We start from the raw sequence: 18,663 nt of genomic DNA on the forward strand, positions 1-18,663 counted from the left end.
AGATGGCAGACATCATGCCGCCTGCGTCGGTTTCAGTGTGGCGTTGCGTACCCATTGCCAATATTGCTTCCGCAGGTGAGCCCGACCTGTGGGAAGCCGTCGATGGCGATCCGCAGTTCCGCATTACGCCCTCGAATCTTCCCATCCAGTCAGGGTGGTATCGTTTGCGTGCATCATTTCGCGAGATTGAGGGTCGCCTGCGCGCACCGTGTTTCTATCCGGATTATGGCCAAGGCATCTCGGAGCAGACGCGTATCGATATCGGTGTGTTGATTGCGAGCGGTCAGTTAGACGCCCTGGTGCATTTTCCAGAGCCAGTTCATGCGCTTCGTTTTGATCCGTGTGAGGGTAGGGCGCGTTTTGTGCTTAGCGAGGTCCATGCGACAGCGGTAAGCGAGAAAGAAGCGCTCTGGCTGATGCAATTGGCATGCCTTTCTGCACTGAACGATGCAACACCGTCGAAGATGCTGGCAATCACAGACACGGTCCGGCACCATCTCAATATCGCCGGTCATGCCGAAGCACTTCTTCATCTGATACCGCACTATGCGTCGGTGAATCTGGCTGATCGGCATCTTTATGCCACCTGGACGATTCGTGCCGATCGCCAGATAAATGAGATGTTGGATCAGGCGCTGCCAGTGCGCGCTTCATCAGAAGCACAGCCCCCTTTTTCGTTTTTGCTGCCTGATGAGCCTGTAGAATTCGAAGCGTGCGTAGCCTCCCTGTTCGCTCAGCGTTTTGCAGACTTCGAATTGCTGCTCAGCAGCCATCAGGTAGATTCGCTGAGTCGAGTTGTTGAGCTCTATGATGACCAGCGCGTCCGCGTAATTGTTGCTCCCAACAATCTGCGGGAACGAATCGGGCAGGCTCGAGGCACTTTTCTATGTTTGCTCAGTGCCAACGACCGTCTTCACAATTGTGCGACCGGGATATTGGCTGCCGCATTCGCCAAGTGTCCAAACGCATTGGCGTTTTATTACGATGAAGATCTGATAGACCCTCATGGTGTTCGCAGTCAGCCTTTTTTTAAGCCTGCCTGGGACCCAGTCAGGTTTCTCGAGCAAGACTATCTAGGGCACTCGGTCGCGATTCGGCGCAATGCCTTTGGCCCGTTCTGCGATCTGGACCCGGCGCTGCCCTGGCTTAACGCTTGCATCAATGCAGTGGGTGACGCTGAATTAAGTAGAGTTGTCCATGTGCCGCATGTGTTGATGCATCACTGCGGGAAGCCAGGTGCTATCTCCTCACCGTTTGGTGCGCAAGGCGTTGCGGTGGATCACGCACGGCTTCTGAATTTGCGCTTTGCCGAGCGTGTCGGTGCGGAAGTTGTGCAGATCATGCCAGATCGACTACGAGCGTCGCATCCGTCGCCTGGCAGGCCAATGGTGGATATCATCATTCCCACCCGCGACCGTGTTGATTTGCTTTCGGTTTGTATCGACAGCCTTTTGAGCATGACACTGTACGAGAACTACCGGGTCACAGTCGTCGATAACGGCTCCGAGCTTGCAGAGTCTATCGCTTACTTTGGCGCAATCGTGGAAGACCCGAGAGTTCGCGTCCTGGCGTATAATCAGCCGTTCAACTATTCGGCCATTAATAACCATGCTGTAAGCCAATGCGATGGCGATATTGTTCTGTTGTTAAACAACGATATCGAAGTGGTAGATGGTTCATGGCTGGAGGAGATGGTTGGACTGGCAATGCGCCCGGATGTCGGAGCGGTGGGTGCAAAACTGTTTTACCCTGACATGACATTGCAGCATGCCGGTGTGGTGTTGGGCGTCGGTGGGGTCGCAGCGCATGCACTTGCCCATGCATCAGCGGACTTTGCAGGTCCCTATGGCCAGGCACTTCTGCTACAACAGTACTCGGCGGTCACTGCGGCTTGCCTTGCCATACGCCGTGATCTCTACCTCGCGGTGTCCGGTCTTGACGAGACGATTGCTGTTGCATTCAACGATGTCGATTTTTGTCTGCGTGTGCAGAGGGCAGGGTACCGGAATGTCTGGACGCCGCACGCTTCGCTCATCCACCACGAGTCAGCAAGTCGTGGCATTGAAGACGATCCGGTCAAGCAGGCGCGTTTTGCGAGCGAGGTAAAGACCATGTTGGAACGCTGGTTTGCAGTGCTGGATTCTGACCCCGCTTACAGTCCAAATTTGAGTTTGATCGGTGCTGCCGGTGTAGTCGATCCAGAGCGCCATGCGCCTGACGTCATTCGTCAGGCATAATTATTTCGTTAGCGCACAGCGCCCCGACCATCGCACGGAACGTAGATGCATTCAGAATTCAAACTTGAGCTGCAGCCCAAGCAGCAGGTCGTTGCCCTGGCAGGTAATGCCACCTTCGTCGGTGGTCGCCGTTGGCGTGCTTTCGGTAGCGATCCGGCTTTCGATTGTCATTGGGGCGAGGGCGAGACCCTTGCCGGCGGCTGGTACCTGCTCGAAGGTGACTTCTCCGTCAGTAGAGGTAAAATCTGTGCCCCGGTGGTCTATCCGGATTATGGAAGCGGTAGCCATGAGTACGAGCGAGTCAACCTGCCCTTAGCGGTGGACTCTGGTGCGACGGAACACGCTAGCTTGGTGCTGCGGATGGTTGCTCCTGTGAAGGGGCTTCGCTTCGATCCTTCTGTCGTGCCTACCGAGTTTGAATCTTCGCCTCTCAAGATGCGCAAGCTTGGGCGTAAAGAAGCATTGTCGCGATTGCTGTCAGCGGTTTGGCAGGCTCAGCCAGACGTGGCTCATAGGTTGCGAATCTGCACAAAGCTCGTCTTTAACTTGCTTGCCGGCGGCCTACCTCGGATGGCGGATCGACTCTACCTTGATTATTCGACGAGGTTTTCGGCAACCTTGTATTCGGATTATGAAGTCTGGCAAGAGTTTTACGACACTCTCGACGAGTCGCGTATACAGGCAGCAGATGCTCAATTAGCGTCGCTTTTATCGCGTCCTTTGGTTTCTTTGTTGTTACCAACCTACAACACTCCAGAGAAGTGGCTTCGTCTTTGCATTGAGAGCGTGCAGAAGCAACACTATCCTGATTGGGAGTTGTGCATCGCCGACGATGCATCGACCGACTCGCGCGTGCGCGAAGTCATTGAGGAATATGCACGTAGTGATGAGCGTATCAAGTACGTTTTTAGACAGGTCAACGGCCACATTTCGGAAGCATCCAATAGCGCTTTGTCGCTAGCGACAGGCCATTACAGTGCGTTGTTGGATCATGATGACGAATTGCATCCGTTTGCTTTGCTTGAATGTGTCGACGCGTTTCAAAAGAACCCCCAGTGGCGGATGCTGTTCACTGATGAGGATAAGATCGACGTTGAAGGCAAGCGCTCCGACCCTTATTTCAAATCTGACTGGAATCCAGATCTTTTCCTGTCGCAGAATTGCGTATGCCACCTGACTATTTATGAGACGAGCCTAGTCAACAGTATCGGTGGGTTCCGAAAGGGATTTGAGGGCGCCCAGGATTGGGATTTGACGTTGCGTGTCACCCAACATCTCAGCAATACTCAGATCGGTCACGTACCCAAGGTGCTCTACCACTGGCGCATGATCGAAGGCTCCACCGCAATGGCTCCGGGGGAGAAGTCCTACGCGCACCTTGCAGCAATGAGGGCGATCGAAGAGCATCTGCAACGTATCGATGGTGATGCTCGCGTCCATGAAATGCCAGGATACAGCGGGTACTTCAGGATTGAGTACCCCCTACCAGAACCTACGCCTCTGGTCAGCTTGCTGATTCCTACCCGCGATCGAATCGATCTGTTGAAGCAGTGCATTGACTCGATTATCGAGAAGACCGATTACGCTAACTTTGAGGTGATCGTCATCGATAATGACTCTCAAGAACAGGAATCGAAAGAATATTTTGCCAACGTGCAGTCGGATCCTCGCGTACGCGTGGTCCACTATCCTCAGCCTTTCAACTACTCGGCCATCAATAATTTTGGTGCGCAACATGCCCGCGGTAGCGTGCTTGGTCTGTTGAACAACGACATCGAAGTGATCAGCGGCAGCTGGCTTCACGAGATGGTTGGGCATGCGTTACGGCCAGAGATCGGTGTTGTCGGCGCGATGTTGTACTACCCGAACGATCGCATACAGCACGCCGGGGTGATCCTGGGAATCGGTGGTGTAGCTGGTCACTGCTATGTTGGGATGGAGCGCGGGTGGCCAGGTGACAAACATCGGGGTGGCCTGGCGCAGTCGCTTAGCGCCGTGACTGCTGCTTGCGCGATCGTGCGCAAGTCGGTATTCGAGCAGGTTAATGGGCTTGATGAAAGACTCGAAGTTGCATTTAATGACGTGGATTTCTGTTTGCGTGTGAGGCAGCAGGGCTATCGTAACCTGTGGACACCATTTGCCGAGCTCTATCACCATGAGTCCGCTTCACGTGGCTACGAAACAACACCTAGCAAGATTGCGCGCTTCAAACGAGAAGAGAGTTTCATGAAAGAGCGCTGGGGAGAGGTGTTGCGACAGGATCCTTACTACAACGTCAATTTGTCGCTTACGTCAGCACCTTTCACACTGTCCTATCCGCCTCGCTACATGGACGATGCGCCTACGACTATGTTGCAGGGATGAGCGTCGGTAAAGCCAGGATATTTACGATGAATGCGTGCAAGCTAGGATGGATGGCTGTGGTTGCTGCATGGGCTTTGGTAGGTTGTGGCAGCGAACCGCCGCCTGTGCCTGGTTATGGCATCGCGGATCGCGATTTACCAAAGATGGCTGCGTTCGATGGAGCACTCGCTGGGATACCAGTGGCAGGCAGATGTGCACTGGATGCGATCGATGGTAAACCTGCGGCACAGGCCCACATTAAAGCAGGTGAGGCAGCTTTGTTTGCCGGCTGGATGGCAACCGCCGATGATCAACTGCCTGTAGATGCGCTCCTGGTAATGCAATCAGGTTCGCTCATCTATGCATCTGCGGTAAACAGCGGAGGCAAGCGACCAGACGTGGCTGCTGCACTGAATAGCCCCAAGTTGGTCGATTCTGGTTACAACGTCGAAGTCTCATTGGCTTCAGTACGTCCTGGTACCTATCAGGCGTCGATCCTCTATGGAGGAAGCAGCCCAGAGCGCTGCCCACTCAATGTAGAAGTAAGTGTGATCGACCGCTAGTTCGGTTCGCTTCTGTCAGTGGCCTGGCTTCGTGGAAGCCAGGCCCAAAATATTTAGTGCAGGTCCTCGTTATTCACGGGCCTTTGGCAGGGCTGAATGTTCCGGGGTTACGGGGCCCCTGGCTACCGGATAGCGCCTGCAATAGATATGGGTCGTTCAATAGCAACTTCAAGCGCGGCGCATTCGGATAGGGCAGTTGGAAGTCGCCGACGTTCAAAGCATCTTCGTCACCACGAACGACGTAACGCAGTACATTTGCGCTCTGCGCTTTGTTGGCTTCGTAACGACCCCGCATTGCTTCCCAATCAATCCGTGAACGCTCAGCCCAGCCGCCAAAAATGACGATGCCAAACATCAATGCCGCAATGCGGAGGGTACGTCTGGCAATGATTGAAGAGCCCTTCAACTTGAAGAGGCTTATCGCAAACCATGTGTTGGCAAAAAGACCGGGAATCAATAGTTCTGTATAACGCGGCGAAAGATTATCAAGATCGTGGCCGCGTCCATAGGCGATCGCCAATCCCTGGGTCGCAGTCCATGCAAGCCAGCTGATCATCGTGATGTCGCCGGTTGTCGCTCGGCGGCGGTAGAGAATCCACGCGGCACCAATCGCACCCGGTGCCCAGAGTACCAGTGCGGGCCAACGCAGCCCCCGGACCGGCCAACTAAAGACGTGCCCGGTCGCATTAAGAAATTCGGCCAGCGATTGCGCATGCCGCATATGATGTTCTGCAATTATCGGCATCTTCAAATAAGAGAAAGCCGCAATTGCCAGAAGAATCACGCTAGCGATCAGTGATGGCCAGCGTCTCCCGGGAAGGACACAGGCCGCAATCACGTAGGTTCCAGCGGCCACGGCCGGGGTCAGCATCCCTGATGCCATTGTCAAAGCACTTAAGATGGAAAGCACGAACACCGCCGAGATGGCAATGATATTCTCGTGCATTGTCGCAGCCAGTGCTGTCGCAGCAAGGCCAAACAAAATCAGGAAATAGAACTGGCTCTGAAATCCGACCAGAAAGTTCTCCCATGCATAAGGCAGCACAGCAGCGCATAGTGCCACCGCTATCAGGATTGCCTTGGTATACCACTCTGATCCAATACGCATGCCATGCCAGACCAGAAGTGCAGGAATGAGTGCGTACACCGCCGCGCTTGCGCGCGCTTCGTAGATGTTGTTCCATTGGCCAGTAAATATGTAACTGCCAAGCGTGATCAATTTGGTCGGGAGAATTCGATGCTCATTATGCGCGGCTAGTAAATCTATCCAGTGGTAACTCCCATTCAACCAGGGCTTCAACAGCAGGTCACCTTCTGCATCCCATTGGTCCCAGAAGGGCATGCCGACCGCGAAGAAATGCACATACAGCAACCGTGCAATCAATGCGGTCAATAAAACAAGCAGGCTTGGGAGCCATTGCGACATCGATGCTCGCGCAGTAGCGCTGGTCGGCGTTGAGAATTGGTTCATGCAGCTCTCTCTTTGAACGTTAGCGCTTTATGTCCTGCATAGCTGGTGAAGACCGGTACGGCTACGCCGATCGCGTGAGCAATGGTTTCAGGATGAAAGCCCATTCCTGTTGCAGGAAATATCCAGCGTGCGAAGGCCAGGCTGCAAATGATTGTCTGCAATACCGCTGCAATATTTATCAACGTGAACCATGTCGCCTGATGCGCCAACGTGGTACTTGCGGTTTCAAAGACGAAAAGGCGATTTAGTACAAAAGCAGTGATCATTCCGATCAGATAGGCAACTACGATCGATGGCACATACGCCATGACGTGACCAAGCAAAATACGTGAGCCAAAGTTGGCAGCAGCGGCTGTACCACCTGCCAATAGGAATTTAAGGAATTTGACAGAGATCATGTGCGAAGAACTTCTTCCGCCAAGCGATCAGCGGCCTGGAGGCTTTCAGAGATCGAGCGATCCTCCGGATAGTAGTAAGCAGTGTCCGCCATAAAGAACCCCTTCAGTGGGGTGCGCATCGACGGTAGTTGCTCCTGAAATCCGGGAGGACAAATTGTCTGCGCGAACTCATAGCGGTGGCAGTGGCTGGCTAGTACCCAGTCGGAACAGAATGCGGGATTGATCTTGGGTAAGTACCCAAGTACTTCATCAATTAGCGCTGAGTTGCTCATGCCCCACTTGGGATGAGTCTTTGGCATATAGAACGGTGCGTACAACACCTTCTGCCCCGCTGGGGCTGTCGGATTGAGGTTGCTGTATTCAATCACGCCAGGGATGGCAATGCCTGGGTCGCTAATGTTCATCCAGAAATTTTCGCTGACGGGATGTTTCAACTTGAGAATCACGCACGCGACGGGAATATTTTCAACTGCGCGGATCTGCGCGCTGAATGCGGGAGGCAGGCCAGGCACCATGGCCGGAACGTACTGAATAGGTGCAGTGGAGACCACCGCATCGTAACTACGAAATTCCGCATTCGTACGCACGCCAGTGACACTGCCGTTATCGCTGGTGACTTCATCAATACCCTGCGAGAGCAGGATGCGGCCACCACGGGCGACGATGTCCTTTGCCATCTTGTCTAGTAGTACTGCGGAACCACCCTGCAGATAGCCCAGGCTTTCATGCATCAAACTCCGCCTTGACAATGCGATCCGCTTAATACGCGTGCCAATCCAACTGGCGGAGAGGTTGTCCTTGTACTCGAAGAACTTCAGTCCGAATGCATCCTTCCACATAACGTCATACGCTTTATCGCCTATCCATTTGCGGATCCATGAAGTCGCATTGACCTTATCGAGTTTGCTCCAATCCTGAATATTTTTCGTGTACATCACATGCAGCGCGTAACGCAGCTTGCTGATCGGGCCAAGGTGGGGGAAGCCAAGCAATGCGAATGGTGTCCCCCACTTGTAAAGATTGCCATTGTAAAAATACCCCATCTTGGTATCCGTCCAATGCAATTTGTCGGATATCCCATACCGCTCAAGCAGTGCGAACAGAGGATCGTCGGTCTTGCAGATGAAGTGGTAATAACGCTCAATCGGTAGACCGTCAAAATCGAAGGTGGCCGACATGCCGCCAATGCGGTCGTCGCGCTCGTAGATATCCACCTGATGTCCGGCATCAAGCAGGCGTACAGCCGCCATCAATCCCATGGGGCCAGCACCGACGATTGCATAATTCTTTTTTGAGGTCATGTCATTTGCTTCATTAGAGATTCGCGGGCGCCGGTCACGGGTGAATGGCGTAGGGTGTTGAGAGAGCAAGTTTAGCGCGCCATCGTGGCTGCTGCCGCATCCGGCAATCTCCTATGCTGACGAGATGAAGACTATCCTATGGTGAGCTTGTCAAGGGAGAAAGGCATCATCAAGCAATTTTCACGTATCCGGTACTCACCAGTTAGCCTCGATTTCCATTTTTTGTGCCCGGGGACATAGCACCACCGCGATCGCATTGGCTACTTGCAATGTAAGCAAGTTCCGGACACCGAATGCTGCTGTCAGCATCATTTGCTCCTGTCTTCAGAGGTATCACCAGAAGCTAGGCCGCAGGCCACTACCAGGCCAACGGTCAATACAAGGGTGGCCACGGTATAAATGACCAGGGAGGCGCCGTGGTGAGACACGTCGAAGGCGTATGTAAACGCGGCTATGCCGCTATTGAGTGCGGCAACTGCATACAGCACAGGAGGAACGTAGCGCGCCAAGACGAGCAACACGAGCAGCATGCTGCCAACGAAGCTGAAGTAGGCACCTTGATGGATTACGGTCTGTCCAGGTTCGTATATCGCTGCTATCCAAAACAGGAAGGACAATGCGGCAGACATCGCAAGGTCTGAGGGAAACCGGCCAATGCGTGATTGGGTACGTGTGGCGAACGCATATGCCAGGCAAGGCAGGAGTAATAATGGCGACGCAAACCACATCGAATATGCACCATAAAAAAAGCTGTTTTCGACAATGGTTGCAATTCTCGTAGGAGTGCGATTCTCAAGCAACATGAGCGCGTCGCCGAAGAAGGAAAAGCTTCCGTGCAGTATGCTGTTCAAATTCGAGACGCGACCTGCAATCCATTGACTGAAGGTGAGGTCAGCATACGCGGAGCGTAAGATGCTGAAGAACGACTCCTGCGTTACTGGAATATATCCAGCGAAATGCCATTTCAGTAGTCGGTCTCCGGGTGGATCGATGAAGTGTTGGTAGACAATCCAGGGCGCATAAAGCACGACAGAAAGGGCACCGGTTCTCAGTAGCAGGGGCAATGCCTCTCTACGTCTAAGTACTAGTACGGCTCCTGTGGAACCCACTAACGCAAATAGTGCTCCGCCATGCGACAGCATTGCCAATGCCGCTGCGACTCCCCCCATCCACCAGCGTGTATGTCTTGCTACACCGGAATAGCCGAACAAAGCGATGTGAAAGATTGCGCAGAATGTCGCCGCTAGCAATTTGGGCCAGACGAACAAGCCATTCAGCAGCACCAGAGGGGAGAGCGCGATTGAAAATAGCACTGCAACCCGTTGCGAGCGCCGCGGCAAGTCACTGACCAGGGCGAGCAATGGAACAAAAAGCAACGATTGCGCCCAAGTCGAGAGGGCTTGGTAGGTCAGCCCTCCCTTCGGTAGCCAGGAGTGCACAAACACCAAATACAAGCCGGACTGCAACGGTGGCCGATCGCTGCTCAGCCAGTCTCCGATCATGGGCACGTCCAGGCGTCCCTCGGAGATCATATCGGCGAAGATGAGCGGCAGCCAGGAATCCATCGGGAGACTGCGCCAGCGATTGGCCGGGGTTTGCCAATCCTGACCATCCCAGGAGAACGGATATAGCCCGATCCAGATGATCAGGCCTGTCAACAGGAGCGATGGCAGCAGCAGTCGGTTCAAAGTATGCAATTGAACAGTGAATGCATGCCTGTCTTTCATCAGTGGCCGCAGCGCGAGCATTGGCATGGCAAAAGCGACGTAGGCAATGATCGTGCCGAAGGTTGGAGATGCGACGTAACTGCCAATGACGCAGCAGCAAGCAGTGCCTAGTGTCAATATTGCGCAGAGTGAGCGCTCTGTCGGGTTCCAATTTGCTGGAAGAGCACAGCCTGCGAAGACGAGCCATAGATGCGCCGTCAAAATCGCTAGGGCTAATGGTAGTAAGTGAGTAAGTATCCCGGAGGCAATGTCGGTTGGAGGAGCGTTGCCCAAGCCCGCCCAGCCAAATGTGCCGGTTGCTTTGTCCACAAGTTTCAGGGAAAAGGCGTGTGAATGCAGGTCGGCTGGCACGTCTAACGTGATTTTTTTCCAGCTGTCCCCGATATTGGCGACCTTCAAAGGGATGGTGACGCTGCCATCGGTGGCGACCGCGAGAATCTGAATGCCATCAGTTTCGGGATAACCGGCCAACATTACGTCTATGCTTTGCGTGCCCTTCGGATATGAAGTGGTCGTGAGCTCGCCGATAGAGGCGTCGCCTTGCTCGCAATAAGTGATGCGCCCGTCAACTTCAGGAGCTTGTTTGAGATAGCTTGAGTGGCTGGGTGAGCATCCGCCCTCTTTCACTACCCTTGAAGTGGGGGGCTGCCCACATGCCACCAAGGCAATGCTGAGGACAGCAATAGCATTCCATTTGCGAAAGATGCGAAGCATTGAAAACTCTTCGATAAAGTGTAGGGGTGCCCTGAGCGGTGCTCAGGCAATCGAGATCGACTCCTGTGAACAGGTGGCGATACTTTTTTAAAGGCAGCACCGGGTCTAGTTCGGAAGAATCAGTGAAGTAATTCTAAACCGGAGTCTGCTGCGTATTCCGCTTAGTGCGCTAGGCTCTCTTGCTCAGGTAATCATAGGCGAGGTAGCAGCAAGCGAGTCCATGAAGCAAATCTGCCCGCTGGTGGTTGATGGGTGAGAAGCGATGAACCGCCTCGCGGACCCTGCATTCAAGATCATCCGTGCATGTCGCGTATCCGCCAGATATTTCTTTCTGATTTTCCCTTATTTCAGCACAAGCAATAGTCCCTCAGAGGAGCTCAGCCGCATGTGTCACTGTGCAGGAAAAGTCGACACGCATTGACTGCTTCGGCTGTATAGAGGCTTCACCATGATTCGGATCCTGCAAATGCAAGGTCACGCTCGCTCGGCTCGTATGGATCTCCCGGCTAATGTGAATCCCGTTGCATAGTCGGTCGGATTACCGCTGCAAGACGATATGGCTGTAGCGCGAGTCGGTGTAGCTTTCGCGTATGGCGTCTTCAAACGGTGTCTGCCGCACGCCGAACACTGCTTCAGTATTCACACCTTTGAAATCGTCGCCTGCACTGAGTGCCTTGAGCTGGTCGGCGGTGAACGGCGGCTTCGCGCTGAACAGCGAGTAGACCCGCAGCAGGAATCCGAAGAAACCGATTGGAATGTGCACGATCACGGTATGCAGGCGTTTGACCCGCTTGATCGTCTTGATGATGTCAACGTAATCCACGCGTGTGTCGCCAACGATATCGTAGACCTCGCCGTTGGGTTCGCGTTCGATGCATTTGGCGATGCAGCGGCAGAAGTCACGTTCGTATAGCGGCTGGCGCATGAACTTGCCATCGCCTGGGATCGGAAAGAAGGGCGTCTTGGCCATGAAGCGCGACAGCCAGCCAAGATGCTTTGGATCGAACCAGCCAAACATCAGCGTTGGCCGCAACACGCAATGACGCAAGCCGCTGCTCACCACCATTTCCTCCTGGGAGCGCTTGGTGTTGGTGTAATCATCCACAGCGATCGAATTCACCACCGATGAACTGATGTGGACCACGAAGGGCACGTTGGCCGCTTTGCAGGCGTCAAGCACATGCGAAGTGGCAACCAGGTTGTTGCGGGTGAAAAGCTCGGTGGTTTTGCCGGTGATCTGTGCATGCAATTGGGCGACGCAGGCCGCACCTTCGAACTCGCGGGCCCATTCGCCCAGTTCGGCCAGGTCCGCATGCACGACGCGCACGGCAGGATGCAGCACCCGCAGAATCTGCAGGTTGTGCGCGTGCTTGTCGATCGCCACCAGTTGGGTGTAGCCCTGTTGTTCGAGCTCGACGATCAGATTTTGGCCGACCAGCCCTGCGGCACCTGTGATGACAATTTTGGCGTGTTTGTCGGTCATGTCAGAGCTTGATCCTGCGAAAAACGAATTCGGGTATGTTTTTGATCACCAGCATGATGGCCCACCAAAAAGCTGGTAAGTAGGCCACAGCACGACGCTTGTCCACCGCACTGACGATTCCCTTGGCGATCTGATCCGGCTTTGCCCACAGGGCGCCCTTCTTGAAAGCTGCGGTCATTGGGGTGTCGACGAAGCCCGGCTTGATCGTGAGTACGTTGATGCCTTCCGGACGCAGGCGCTGGCCGAGCCCACTCAGATATGCAGTCACAGCCGCTTTTGCGCAGCCATATAGGTAGTTGCTGGCGCGACCACGGTCTCCTGCCACCGAAGAAATCACCGCAAGCGTTGCGCCCGAGACCAGCCGCGGCACGATCGCCGCGCATAGCGCGATAGTGGAGGTGCCGTTGGTTGCGAATTCGCGAAGCGACAGTTCTAACGATGCGTTGCACGCAGCTTGATCCGGCAGCGTGCCATGCGCAATCAACACCACATCGACGCCACCCAATGCGGCCCATGCAGCATCCAGGATATCGCCGTGATGTGCGCTGTCGTTGACATCCAGCACGCCGACGCTGCTCTTGGCGCCGCGTGTTGCGAGGTCTGCCGCGATCGTCTCCAGGCGGGTTACCTGTCGGCCGAGCAGATGGATCGCCGCGCCGCGCGCGGCGTAGCGTCGGGCCGTTGCTTCGGCGATGGCCGAGGTGGCACCGATGATGAGGACGCGTTGCATGTTTACTCCGTGACCCGGCGCCAGAAGCCGGAAGAAAAACGTGGATCGAGATAGCTGCTGAATTCGCGCCAGAGGCCGTAGGCGCGCTGGAACGAATGCGCGGCCATGCGTGCATCTTTGGCAGGGTACAGAGCGCCGCCTGCTTCGTCGACGATGCGGTCGAGTCGCTCGAGCAGGCGGAAGACGTCAGGGCCACTATTGGGAAAATCCAGTGCCAGCGTAGTGCCTGGTCTTGGAAATGACAGCATGCCGAGTGAGGGCGTGCTGCCGAACTCTTTCAGCACCGCAAGGAACGAGCCGCTACCGCTGCGGGCAATTTCGGCTAGCAGGGCATCGACCCCGTCTCGCGAGGTTGCTGGCGGCAGCACACACTGGTATTGCAGGAAGCCGGAAGGCCCGTACATGCGGTTCCAGTCGCGGATGCCGTCCAGCGGATAGAAGAACGGCAGCAGATGACTGACAAGGCGTTTGCGTGGTACAGGCTGGCGCCAGTAGTACAGCGCGTTGAAAGGCCGCAGGGATAATTTGTTCACCAACGAAATCGGCGGCGTGATCGGCATGGATAGTCCCGCGTCTGGTGATTTCGGTCGTTCCTGCGCAAGTCCGCTGCAGTGATCGGCACGCGTGAAGTGTCCACGTCCCCGCGAACGTCCGCTTGCCAGGCAATCGATCCAGGCAACGCTGTATTCGTGGCTTTCTGCAGACGCGGCAGATAAGGCAAAGAATTCGTCGAGCGAGCCGAAACGGATGTTCTCCGCCTCCAGGGTTGGGCTGCCGACGCGTCGTAGTTGAATCTCTGCCCAGGTGATCAGGCCGGTCAGGCCCAGGCCTCCCACCGTGGCTGCGAACCAGTGATCGTTGTCGGCTCGAGTGCAGAGCCGCCGCTCGCCATCGCTGCGCAGCAGCTCGAATGCGCGCACATGGTGACCGAAGGTACCAGTGCGATGGTGGTTCTTGCCATGCACGTCATTGGCGATTGCGCCAGCCACGGTGACATAGCGAGTGCCCGGCGTCACAGCCAAAAACCAGCCCTGTGGCAAGACCAGTTCGATGATTTCCGCCAGGGTGACGCCCGCTTCGCAACGCAGTACGCCATTGCTCGGATCAAAGGCGATGAAGCGATCGAGCCCGCGTGCGCACAGCAAGGTCCCATCCGGATTAAGGCAACTGTCGCCATAACTGCGTCCGTTGCCGCGGGGCAGGGCTTGGCCATCGAATGCCGGCAAGCGTGTGGCGCGATCGTTGACCGGTATCAGCGTCTGATGTGCCTTGGGATAGCGTCCCCAGGATTGCCCCGCTGTCATCAGATGGCGCTCAGAGCGAACAGCCCGCACAGCACGACAACGATCTGGCTTACACGGTCTGTGGCGGCAAACACGATCGGATCGTCGTGCATGTCTCCGCGGTGGGCAATGATCCAGACTCGGCTCACCCAATACAGCAGCACTGGACAAACCAACCACAGCAACTTGGGGTTGCGGTAAAGCTCCACACTCTCGGGGCTGTTGATGTACAACGCCATCACCATGACTGCGATGTAGCCGGCAGCAGCGCCCATCGATTGCAGCAGCGAAAGGTCCTCGACCGAATAGGCACGCCCACTGGCCTTGGTCTTGCCGCTGCTCAACATGGCGTGCAGTTCGGTGTAACGCTTGAGTAGGGCCAGAGACAGGAACATGAACATCGAAAAGGCCAGCAGCCAGAACGACAATTCGACGCCGATCGCCACGGCCCCACCGATGATGCGCACGGTGTAAAGCGCTGCGAGCAGTACTACGTCGATCATCACGACACGCTTCAAACGCAGCGAATACGCCAGTGTCATGACGTAGTAGGCCAGCAACACCAACGTGAATTCGACGCTGCAGGCTAAAGAAAGCAGCAGTCCGGCGATGGTCAGCGCAGGAGCGACGAGCAGACCCTGCAGAAGAGGAAGTCGACCTGCCGCAAACGGCCGCTTGCGCTTGCGCGGATGTTGACGGTCCGGCGTCAGGTCAAGTAAATCGTTGAGCACGTAGACGCCAGATGCGCATAGCCCGAACGCCACAAGCGCAATCGTGGCTTGCATTACCGAGTCCAGGTCCAGGAAGCGGTGAGCGGTAAGGAGTGGAACGAACACCAGCAGATTCTTCAACCATTGATGCAGTCGCAACGCTTTCAGCCATGCTCGGGCACGCGGCGGAGCAGGCCAATGCGCATGCACGTGCGTCCGCTCTGCGGCGGCTTTGGCGAGTGCAGTCCCGTTGTTGACGACCCAGGCGCCGCCAGCCTTTTCCCATACGTGCAGATCCACGCTACCGTTGCCGGCGTAATCGAAGTTCCCCTGCCCAAATGTGTCGACCAGCACATCGGCCTTGTTGCGACCAGACAGATTACGTTTGCCATCACTGGCGATCACTTGTTCGAACAGGCTCAGGTGGTCTGCGATAGGCTTCACCAGCAGTGCATCCGAGGCCGTGCAAAGCACGCGTGGGCGTTGCGTCGTGGTACGCAGCAGCTCCAGCACTTGGTGGTTGTAAGGCAAGGTCTCTGCAGGCAGGGAGACGCGGGAGGCAAGTTCGCGCTTCAGCGCAGCCTTGCCGCGCAACAGCCACAGGGGCAGCAAGAACACGTACAGCGGATTTCGCGCCAGCAGAGCTAGCACCGACTCGTAGAGGATGTCAGAGTTCAAAAGCGTGCCATCCAGATCCACGCACAAGGCGCGTCCCGAAACAACTGGACGAGTGGAGCTGCTGGTAGGGGCTGACATCGAGGGCCTGGCGATCCATTGCGGGGCCGCGATTATACCTAGTCGATCAACCTGCTTCTTCTCGCGAGGCAAATTCTGCTATCAACATGGCCAACGCGCCGACGAGAATGGCGTACCAGAGCGTGACCAGGCGGGCTGCGACGGCGACTGCAATTGCGTCCTGCGTAGAGATCCCGAGCCGATTGAGCATCAACACGATGGCCAGTTCGGTCGTGCCAACGCCACCGGGGACGAACGACAATGCGCCAATCAGCATCGCGAGCGGGTAAATACCGAGCGCGACAACAGGGTTCAGCTGCAAGCCCATTCCAATGCAAAGGCTTACGAAGACCGCAGATGTCAGTCCCCAGGCGATGGATCCGGCAAGCATGCTTTGTCCGAACGCGCGCAGATCCAGGCAGCTACGTAGCTCCAACGCTGCGGCAAGCCCAAAGCGTGTCAGGCCGCGCAGCCAGCGGCCGGGAAGGCGCTCGGCCAAACGAGCAAACTGATTGAGTAGCGCAGGCCATGCCGCCGCTCCGAACAGCACGCAGACAAATCCCAGCACTACTGCCGCCAAGGCGCCCAGGGTCGGGAACACCGATGCAGCCAGCAATGACAAAGACAGGATGACCAGCAGGTCGGATGCACGCTCGAAGACAAAGACACCAAGCGTGCGCTCGGGCGGAATGCCCATACGCGCAAAATAGCGGATCCGCATCAGTTCCCCGGCCTTGCCGGGCGTTGCGGTCAGCGCGAAGCCTGCCAGATAACCAGCCAAGCCGCGCAATACTGGTACCCGATGCCCTTTGCGGTGGAGTAGCCAATGCCAGCGCCAGTATCGTAACAGGTACGTAATGGAGACCGGCACAATTGCGAGCGACATCAACTGCCAGACCTCGCTCAGTCGCGAAAATGTGCCGTTTCCGTGATCCACCCATACCAGCACGGCGACGTACCCGGCACACAACACGAGTACGAAAGCAGCCAAATAATCCAGACGGTGCCGCAGCTTTGCGGCACCGTTGATGCTTGGAGGTAAAGGTAACGCCATTGCAGCCGATGGGCCTCAGCCCAGCGCTGCCTCCAGCTCCGGCAACAACGCAAACAGATCCCCCACCAACCCGATATCTGCAATCTCGAAGATCGGCGACTCCGGATCCTTGTTGATCGCCACGATCGTACCGGCGTCCTTGATGCCGGTCAGATGCTGGATCGCGCCACTGATGCCGATCGCCACGTACAGCTCGGGGGCGATGATCTTGCCGGTCTGGCCGACCTGTAGCTCGTTGGGCACGTAGCCGGCGTCCACTGCAGCGCGCGAGGCACCCACGGCGGCGCCGAGTTTGTCGGCCAGGCTGTAGATGTGCTGGAAATTCTCGGCCGAGCCGACGCCGCGGCCACCGGAGACCACGCGCTTGGCGCTCTGCAGGTCCGGGCGATCGGAGCTGCCTGCGGCCAGGCCGACGAAGCGGGTGTGGGTCGGCAGCGCGGCATCGACAGTGACTGCCTCGACCGTCGCACCGCCGCCGGCTGCCGCTTCCGGCCACGAGGCGCTGCGCACGGTTGCGACCACGATCTGGTCAGCCGGCGCTTTCACGGTGATGATCGCGTTGCCGGCGTAGATCGGGCGCTTGAAGGTATAGGCATCTTCGACGGACATCAGGTCGGAGATCTGATTCACGCCCAGCAGCGCGGCCACCACCGGCATCAGATCCTTGCCGAAGGTCGTGGAGGGGCCGAACACATGGCTGTAGCCCTGGCCGGCGAGCTGTGCGATCTGCGGCCCAAGCACCTGGGCGACGGCGTGTTCGTTGGCGGCGTTTGTCACCGTCAGTACGCGTGCGACGCCTGCCAACTGCGCGGCCTGGGCGGCAACCGCAGCCGGATCGGCCGCCAAGACGACGATGTCGATGGACTCGGCCGACACCGCCAGCGCGGCGCTTAGGGCCTTGGCGGTGGCCGCATTGAGCTGACCGTTGAGATGTTCGGCGACGACGAGGATCTTGGCCATTACAACAACCCCTTCTGCTTGAGTGCGGCCACCAGTTCGGCGGCGTCCTTGACCATCACGCCACGGCTGCGCTTGGACGGCGCGGCGTAGTGGGTGGTGCTGAGGCTGTCGTGCGCATCGACGCCCAGGTCGGCAAAGGCCAGCGTTTCCAGCGGCTTGCTCTTGGCCTTCATGATGTCGGGCAACTTGATGAAGCGCGGCTCGTTCAGGCGCAGGTCGGTGGTGATCACCGCCGGCAGATCCACTTCCAGCGTTTCCAGGCCGGCGTCGACTTCGCGGGTCACGGTGGCCTTGCCATCGGCCACGACCAGCTTGCCGGCGAAGGTCGCCTGCGGGCGGCCCCACAGCGTGGCGAGCATCTGGCCGGTCTGGTTGGCGTCGTCGTCAATCGCCTGCTTGCCCAGGATGACCAGGTCCGGCTGTTCCTTCTCGATCAGCTTGAGCAGGGTACGTGCAGCGGTCAGCGGCTGGATGGCGGAGTCGGTCACCACGTGGATGGCCCGGTTGGCGCCCATGGCCAAACCGTTGCGCAGATGCGCGGCGGCATCGGCCGGGGCCATGGTGGCGACGACCACCTCGGTGGCGATGCCGGCATCGCGCAAGCGCAACGCCTCTTCCAGGGCGATTTCGTCGAACGGGTTCGGCGAGAGCTTGACGCCGTCGGTGACCACGCCGGAGCCATCCGGCTTGACCTGAATGCGGACGTTGTAGTCCACCACGCGCTTGTAGGCGACGAGGATTTTCATCGTGTACGAGATCCTTCAGCTATTGCGGGAAGGCCCGGCCGCGGCGGCAGGCTCGGGAGTGCCGCCATTCTAACCGGGGAGGGCGCACCATGCGATGGCGTATGGATGCTGCGCTGCGGCAGTCGGACACAGCGATGTAGGCGATGCTTAAGCTCGGTCTTGCCCGGACCATATATCCTGTGTGGTTTGAAAATGCAGCGCGGGTGCG

At 56.9% G+C, this 18,663-nt stretch carries 14 protein-coding genes; 3 read left to right on the forward strand and 11 right to left on the reverse strand.

Annotated features, from left to right (window positions below; translation table 11 throughout):
* Positions 1 to 2 precede the first annotated feature (2 nt).
* The 3 genes from NYR97_RS12565 to NYR97_RS12575 are packed head-to-tail and all read left to right on the forward strand — an operon-like array spanning position 3 to position 5,143.
* Entirely contained in the window at positions 3 to 2,237 is a 2,235-nt protein-coding gene (locus NYR97_RS12565) for a glycosyltransferase family 2 protein (protein WP_316693540.1), read from the forward strand.
* Between the two features lie 45 nt (positions 2,238 to 2,282).
* The gene (locus NYR97_RS12570) at positions 2,283 to 4,601 is read left to right on the forward strand and encodes a glycosyltransferase family 2 protein (protein ID WP_316693543.1); all 2,319 of its coding nucleotides are present in this window, start codon (positions 2,283 to 2,285) and stop codon (positions 4,599 to 4,601) included.
* 26 nt (positions 4,602 to 4,627) lie between these two features.
* Positions 4,628 to 5,143, forward strand: a complete 516-nt coding sequence (locus NYR97_RS12575) for a hypothetical protein (RefSeq protein ID WP_316693545.1) — start codon at positions 4,628 to 4,630, stop codon at positions 5,141 to 5,143.
* A gap of 73 nt (positions 5,144 to 5,216) precedes the next feature.
* Here NYR97_RS12575 and NYR97_RS12580 read toward each other — a convergent pair whose 3' ends face one another.
* The 11 genes from NYR97_RS12580 to NYR97_RS12630 all read right to left on the reverse strand — a co-directional run bounded on the left by NYR97_RS12580 (position 5,217) and on the right by NYR97_RS12630 (position 18,455).
* Entirely contained in the window at positions 5,217 to 6,614 is a 1,398-nt protein-coding gene (locus NYR97_RS12580; protein ID WP_316693547.1) for a hypothetical protein, read from the reverse strand.
* On the reverse strand, positions 6,611 to 7,012 hold the full coding sequence (locus tag NYR97_RS12585; RefSeq protein WP_205392504.1) for a GtrA family protein: 402 nt from the start codon (positions 7,010 to 7,012) through the stop codon (positions 6,611 to 6,613). The genes NYR97_RS12580 and NYR97_RS12585 overlap by 4 nt, the downstream gene beginning before the upstream one ends.
* Complete coding sequence (locus NYR97_RS12590) at positions 7,009 to 8,313, reverse strand: NAD(P)/FAD-dependent oxidoreductase (protein ID WP_316693550.1); 1,305 nt, start codon at positions 8,311 to 8,313, stop codon at positions 7,009 to 7,011. Before NYR97_RS12590 ends, NYR97_RS12585 begins: the two co-directional genes overlap by 4 nt.
* 308 nt (positions 8,314 to 8,621) lie before the next feature.
* Positions 8,622 to 10,754: a hypothetical protein gene (locus NYR97_RS12595; protein WP_316693552.1), complete on the reverse strand. Its 2,133-nt coding sequence runs from the start codon at positions 10,752 to 10,754 to the stop codon at positions 8,622 to 8,624.
* A gap of 538 nt (positions 10,755 to 11,292) precedes the next feature.
* Entirely contained in the window at positions 11,293 to 12,237 is a 945-nt protein-coding gene (locus NYR97_RS12600) for an NAD-dependent epimerase/dehydratase family protein (protein WP_316693554.1), read from the reverse strand.
* A 1-nt stretch (position 12,238) separates the two neighbouring features.
* Positions 12,239 to 12,967 carry an SDR family oxidoreductase gene (locus tag NYR97_RS12605; protein ID WP_205392501.1) on the reverse strand — a complete coding sequence of 243 codons (729 nt, stop codon included), beginning with the start codon at positions 12,965 to 12,967 and terminating at the stop codon, positions 12,239 to 12,241.
* A 2-nt stretch (positions 12,968 to 12,969) separates the two neighbouring features.
* Positions 12,970 to 14,271, reverse strand: coding sequence for an FAD-binding oxidoreductase (locus tag NYR97_RS12610; protein WP_316693556.1), 1,302 nt, complete (start codon positions 14,269 to 14,271; stop codon positions 12,970 to 12,972).
* Positions 14,271 to 15,659 carry a UbiA family prenyltransferase gene (locus tag NYR97_RS12615; protein ID WP_316693558.1) on the reverse strand — a complete coding sequence of 463 codons (1,389 nt, stop codon included), beginning with the start codon at positions 15,657 to 15,659 and terminating at the stop codon, positions 14,271 to 14,273. The genes NYR97_RS12610 and NYR97_RS12615 overlap by 1 nt, the downstream gene beginning before the upstream one ends.
* Positions 15,660 to 15,762: 103 nt before the next feature.
* Entirely contained in the window at positions 15,763 to 16,749 is a 987-nt protein-coding gene (locus NYR97_RS12620; RefSeq protein WP_210762249.1) for a lysylphosphatidylglycerol synthase transmembrane domain-containing protein, read from the reverse strand.
* Between the two features lie 15 nt (positions 16,750 to 16,764).
* The gene (locus tag NYR97_RS12625; RefSeq protein ID WP_210762248.1) at positions 16,765 to 17,709 is read right to left on the reverse strand and encodes an electron transfer flavoprotein subunit alpha/FixB family protein; all 945 of its coding nucleotides are present in this window, start codon (positions 17,707 to 17,709) and stop codon (positions 16,765 to 16,767) included.
* Entirely contained in the window at positions 17,709 to 18,455 is a 747-nt protein-coding gene (locus NYR97_RS12630; RefSeq protein WP_316693564.1) for an electron transfer flavoprotein subunit beta/FixA family protein, read from the reverse strand. The genes NYR97_RS12625 and NYR97_RS12630 overlap by 1 nt, the downstream gene beginning before the upstream one ends.
* Between the last annotated feature and the right edge of the window lie 208 nt (positions 18,456 to 18,663).

It is taken from the genome of Xanthomonas hydrangeae (assembly GCF_032697525.1).
GTDB classification, from domain to species: Bacteria; Pseudomonadota; Gammaproteobacteria; order Xanthomonadales; family Xanthomonadaceae; genus Xanthomonas; species Xanthomonas hydrangeae.

Coding starts and splice junctions, on each gene's coding strand:
- NYR97_RS12565 (WP_316693540.1), top strand. CDS start 3: ATGGCAGACATCATGCCGCCTGCGTCGGTTTCAGTGTGGCGTTGCGTA.
- NYR97_RS12570 (WP_316693543.1), top strand. CDS start 2,283: ATGCATTCAGAATTCAAACTTGAGCTGCAGCCCAAGCAGCAGGTCGTT.
- NYR97_RS12575 (WP_316693545.1), top strand. CDS start 4,628: ATGAATGCGTGCAAGCTAGGATGGATGGCTGTGGTTGCTGCATGGGCT.
- NYR97_RS12580 (WP_316693547.1), bottom strand. CDS start 6,614: ATGAACCAATTCTCAACGCCGACCAGCGCTACTGCGCGAGCATCGATG.
- NYR97_RS12585 (WP_205392504.1), bottom strand. CDS start 7,012: ATGATCTCTGTCAAATTCCTTAAATTCCTATTGGCAGGTGGTACAGCC.
- NYR97_RS12590 (WP_316693550.1), bottom strand. CDS start 8,313: ATGACCTCAAAAAAGAATTATGCAATCGTCGGTGCTGGCCCCATGGGA.
- NYR97_RS12595 (WP_316693552.1), bottom strand. CDS start 10,754: ATGCTTCGCATCTTTCGCAAATGGAATGCTATTGCTGTCCTCAGCATT.
- NYR97_RS12600 (WP_316693554.1), bottom strand. CDS start 12,237: ATGACCGACAAACACGCCAAAATTGTCATCACAGGTGCCGCAGGGCTG.
- NYR97_RS12605 (WP_205392501.1), bottom strand. CDS start 12,967: ATGCAACGCGTCCTCATCATCGGTGCCACCTCGGCCATCGCCGAAGCA.
- NYR97_RS12610 (WP_316693556.1), bottom strand. CDS start 14,271: ATGACAGCGGGGCAATCCTGGGGACGCTATCCCAAGGCACATCAGACG.
- NYR97_RS12620 (WP_210762249.1), bottom strand. CDS start 16,749: ATGGCGTTACCTTTACCTCCAAGCATCAACGGTGCCGCAAAGCTGCGG.
- NYR97_RS12625 (WP_210762248.1), bottom strand. CDS start 17,709: ATGGCCAAGATCCTCGTCGTCGCCGAACATCTCAACGGTCAGCTCAAT.
- NYR97_RS12630 (WP_316693564.1), bottom strand. CDS start 18,455: ATGAAAATCCTCGTCGCCTACAAGCGCGTGGTGGACTACAACGTCCGC.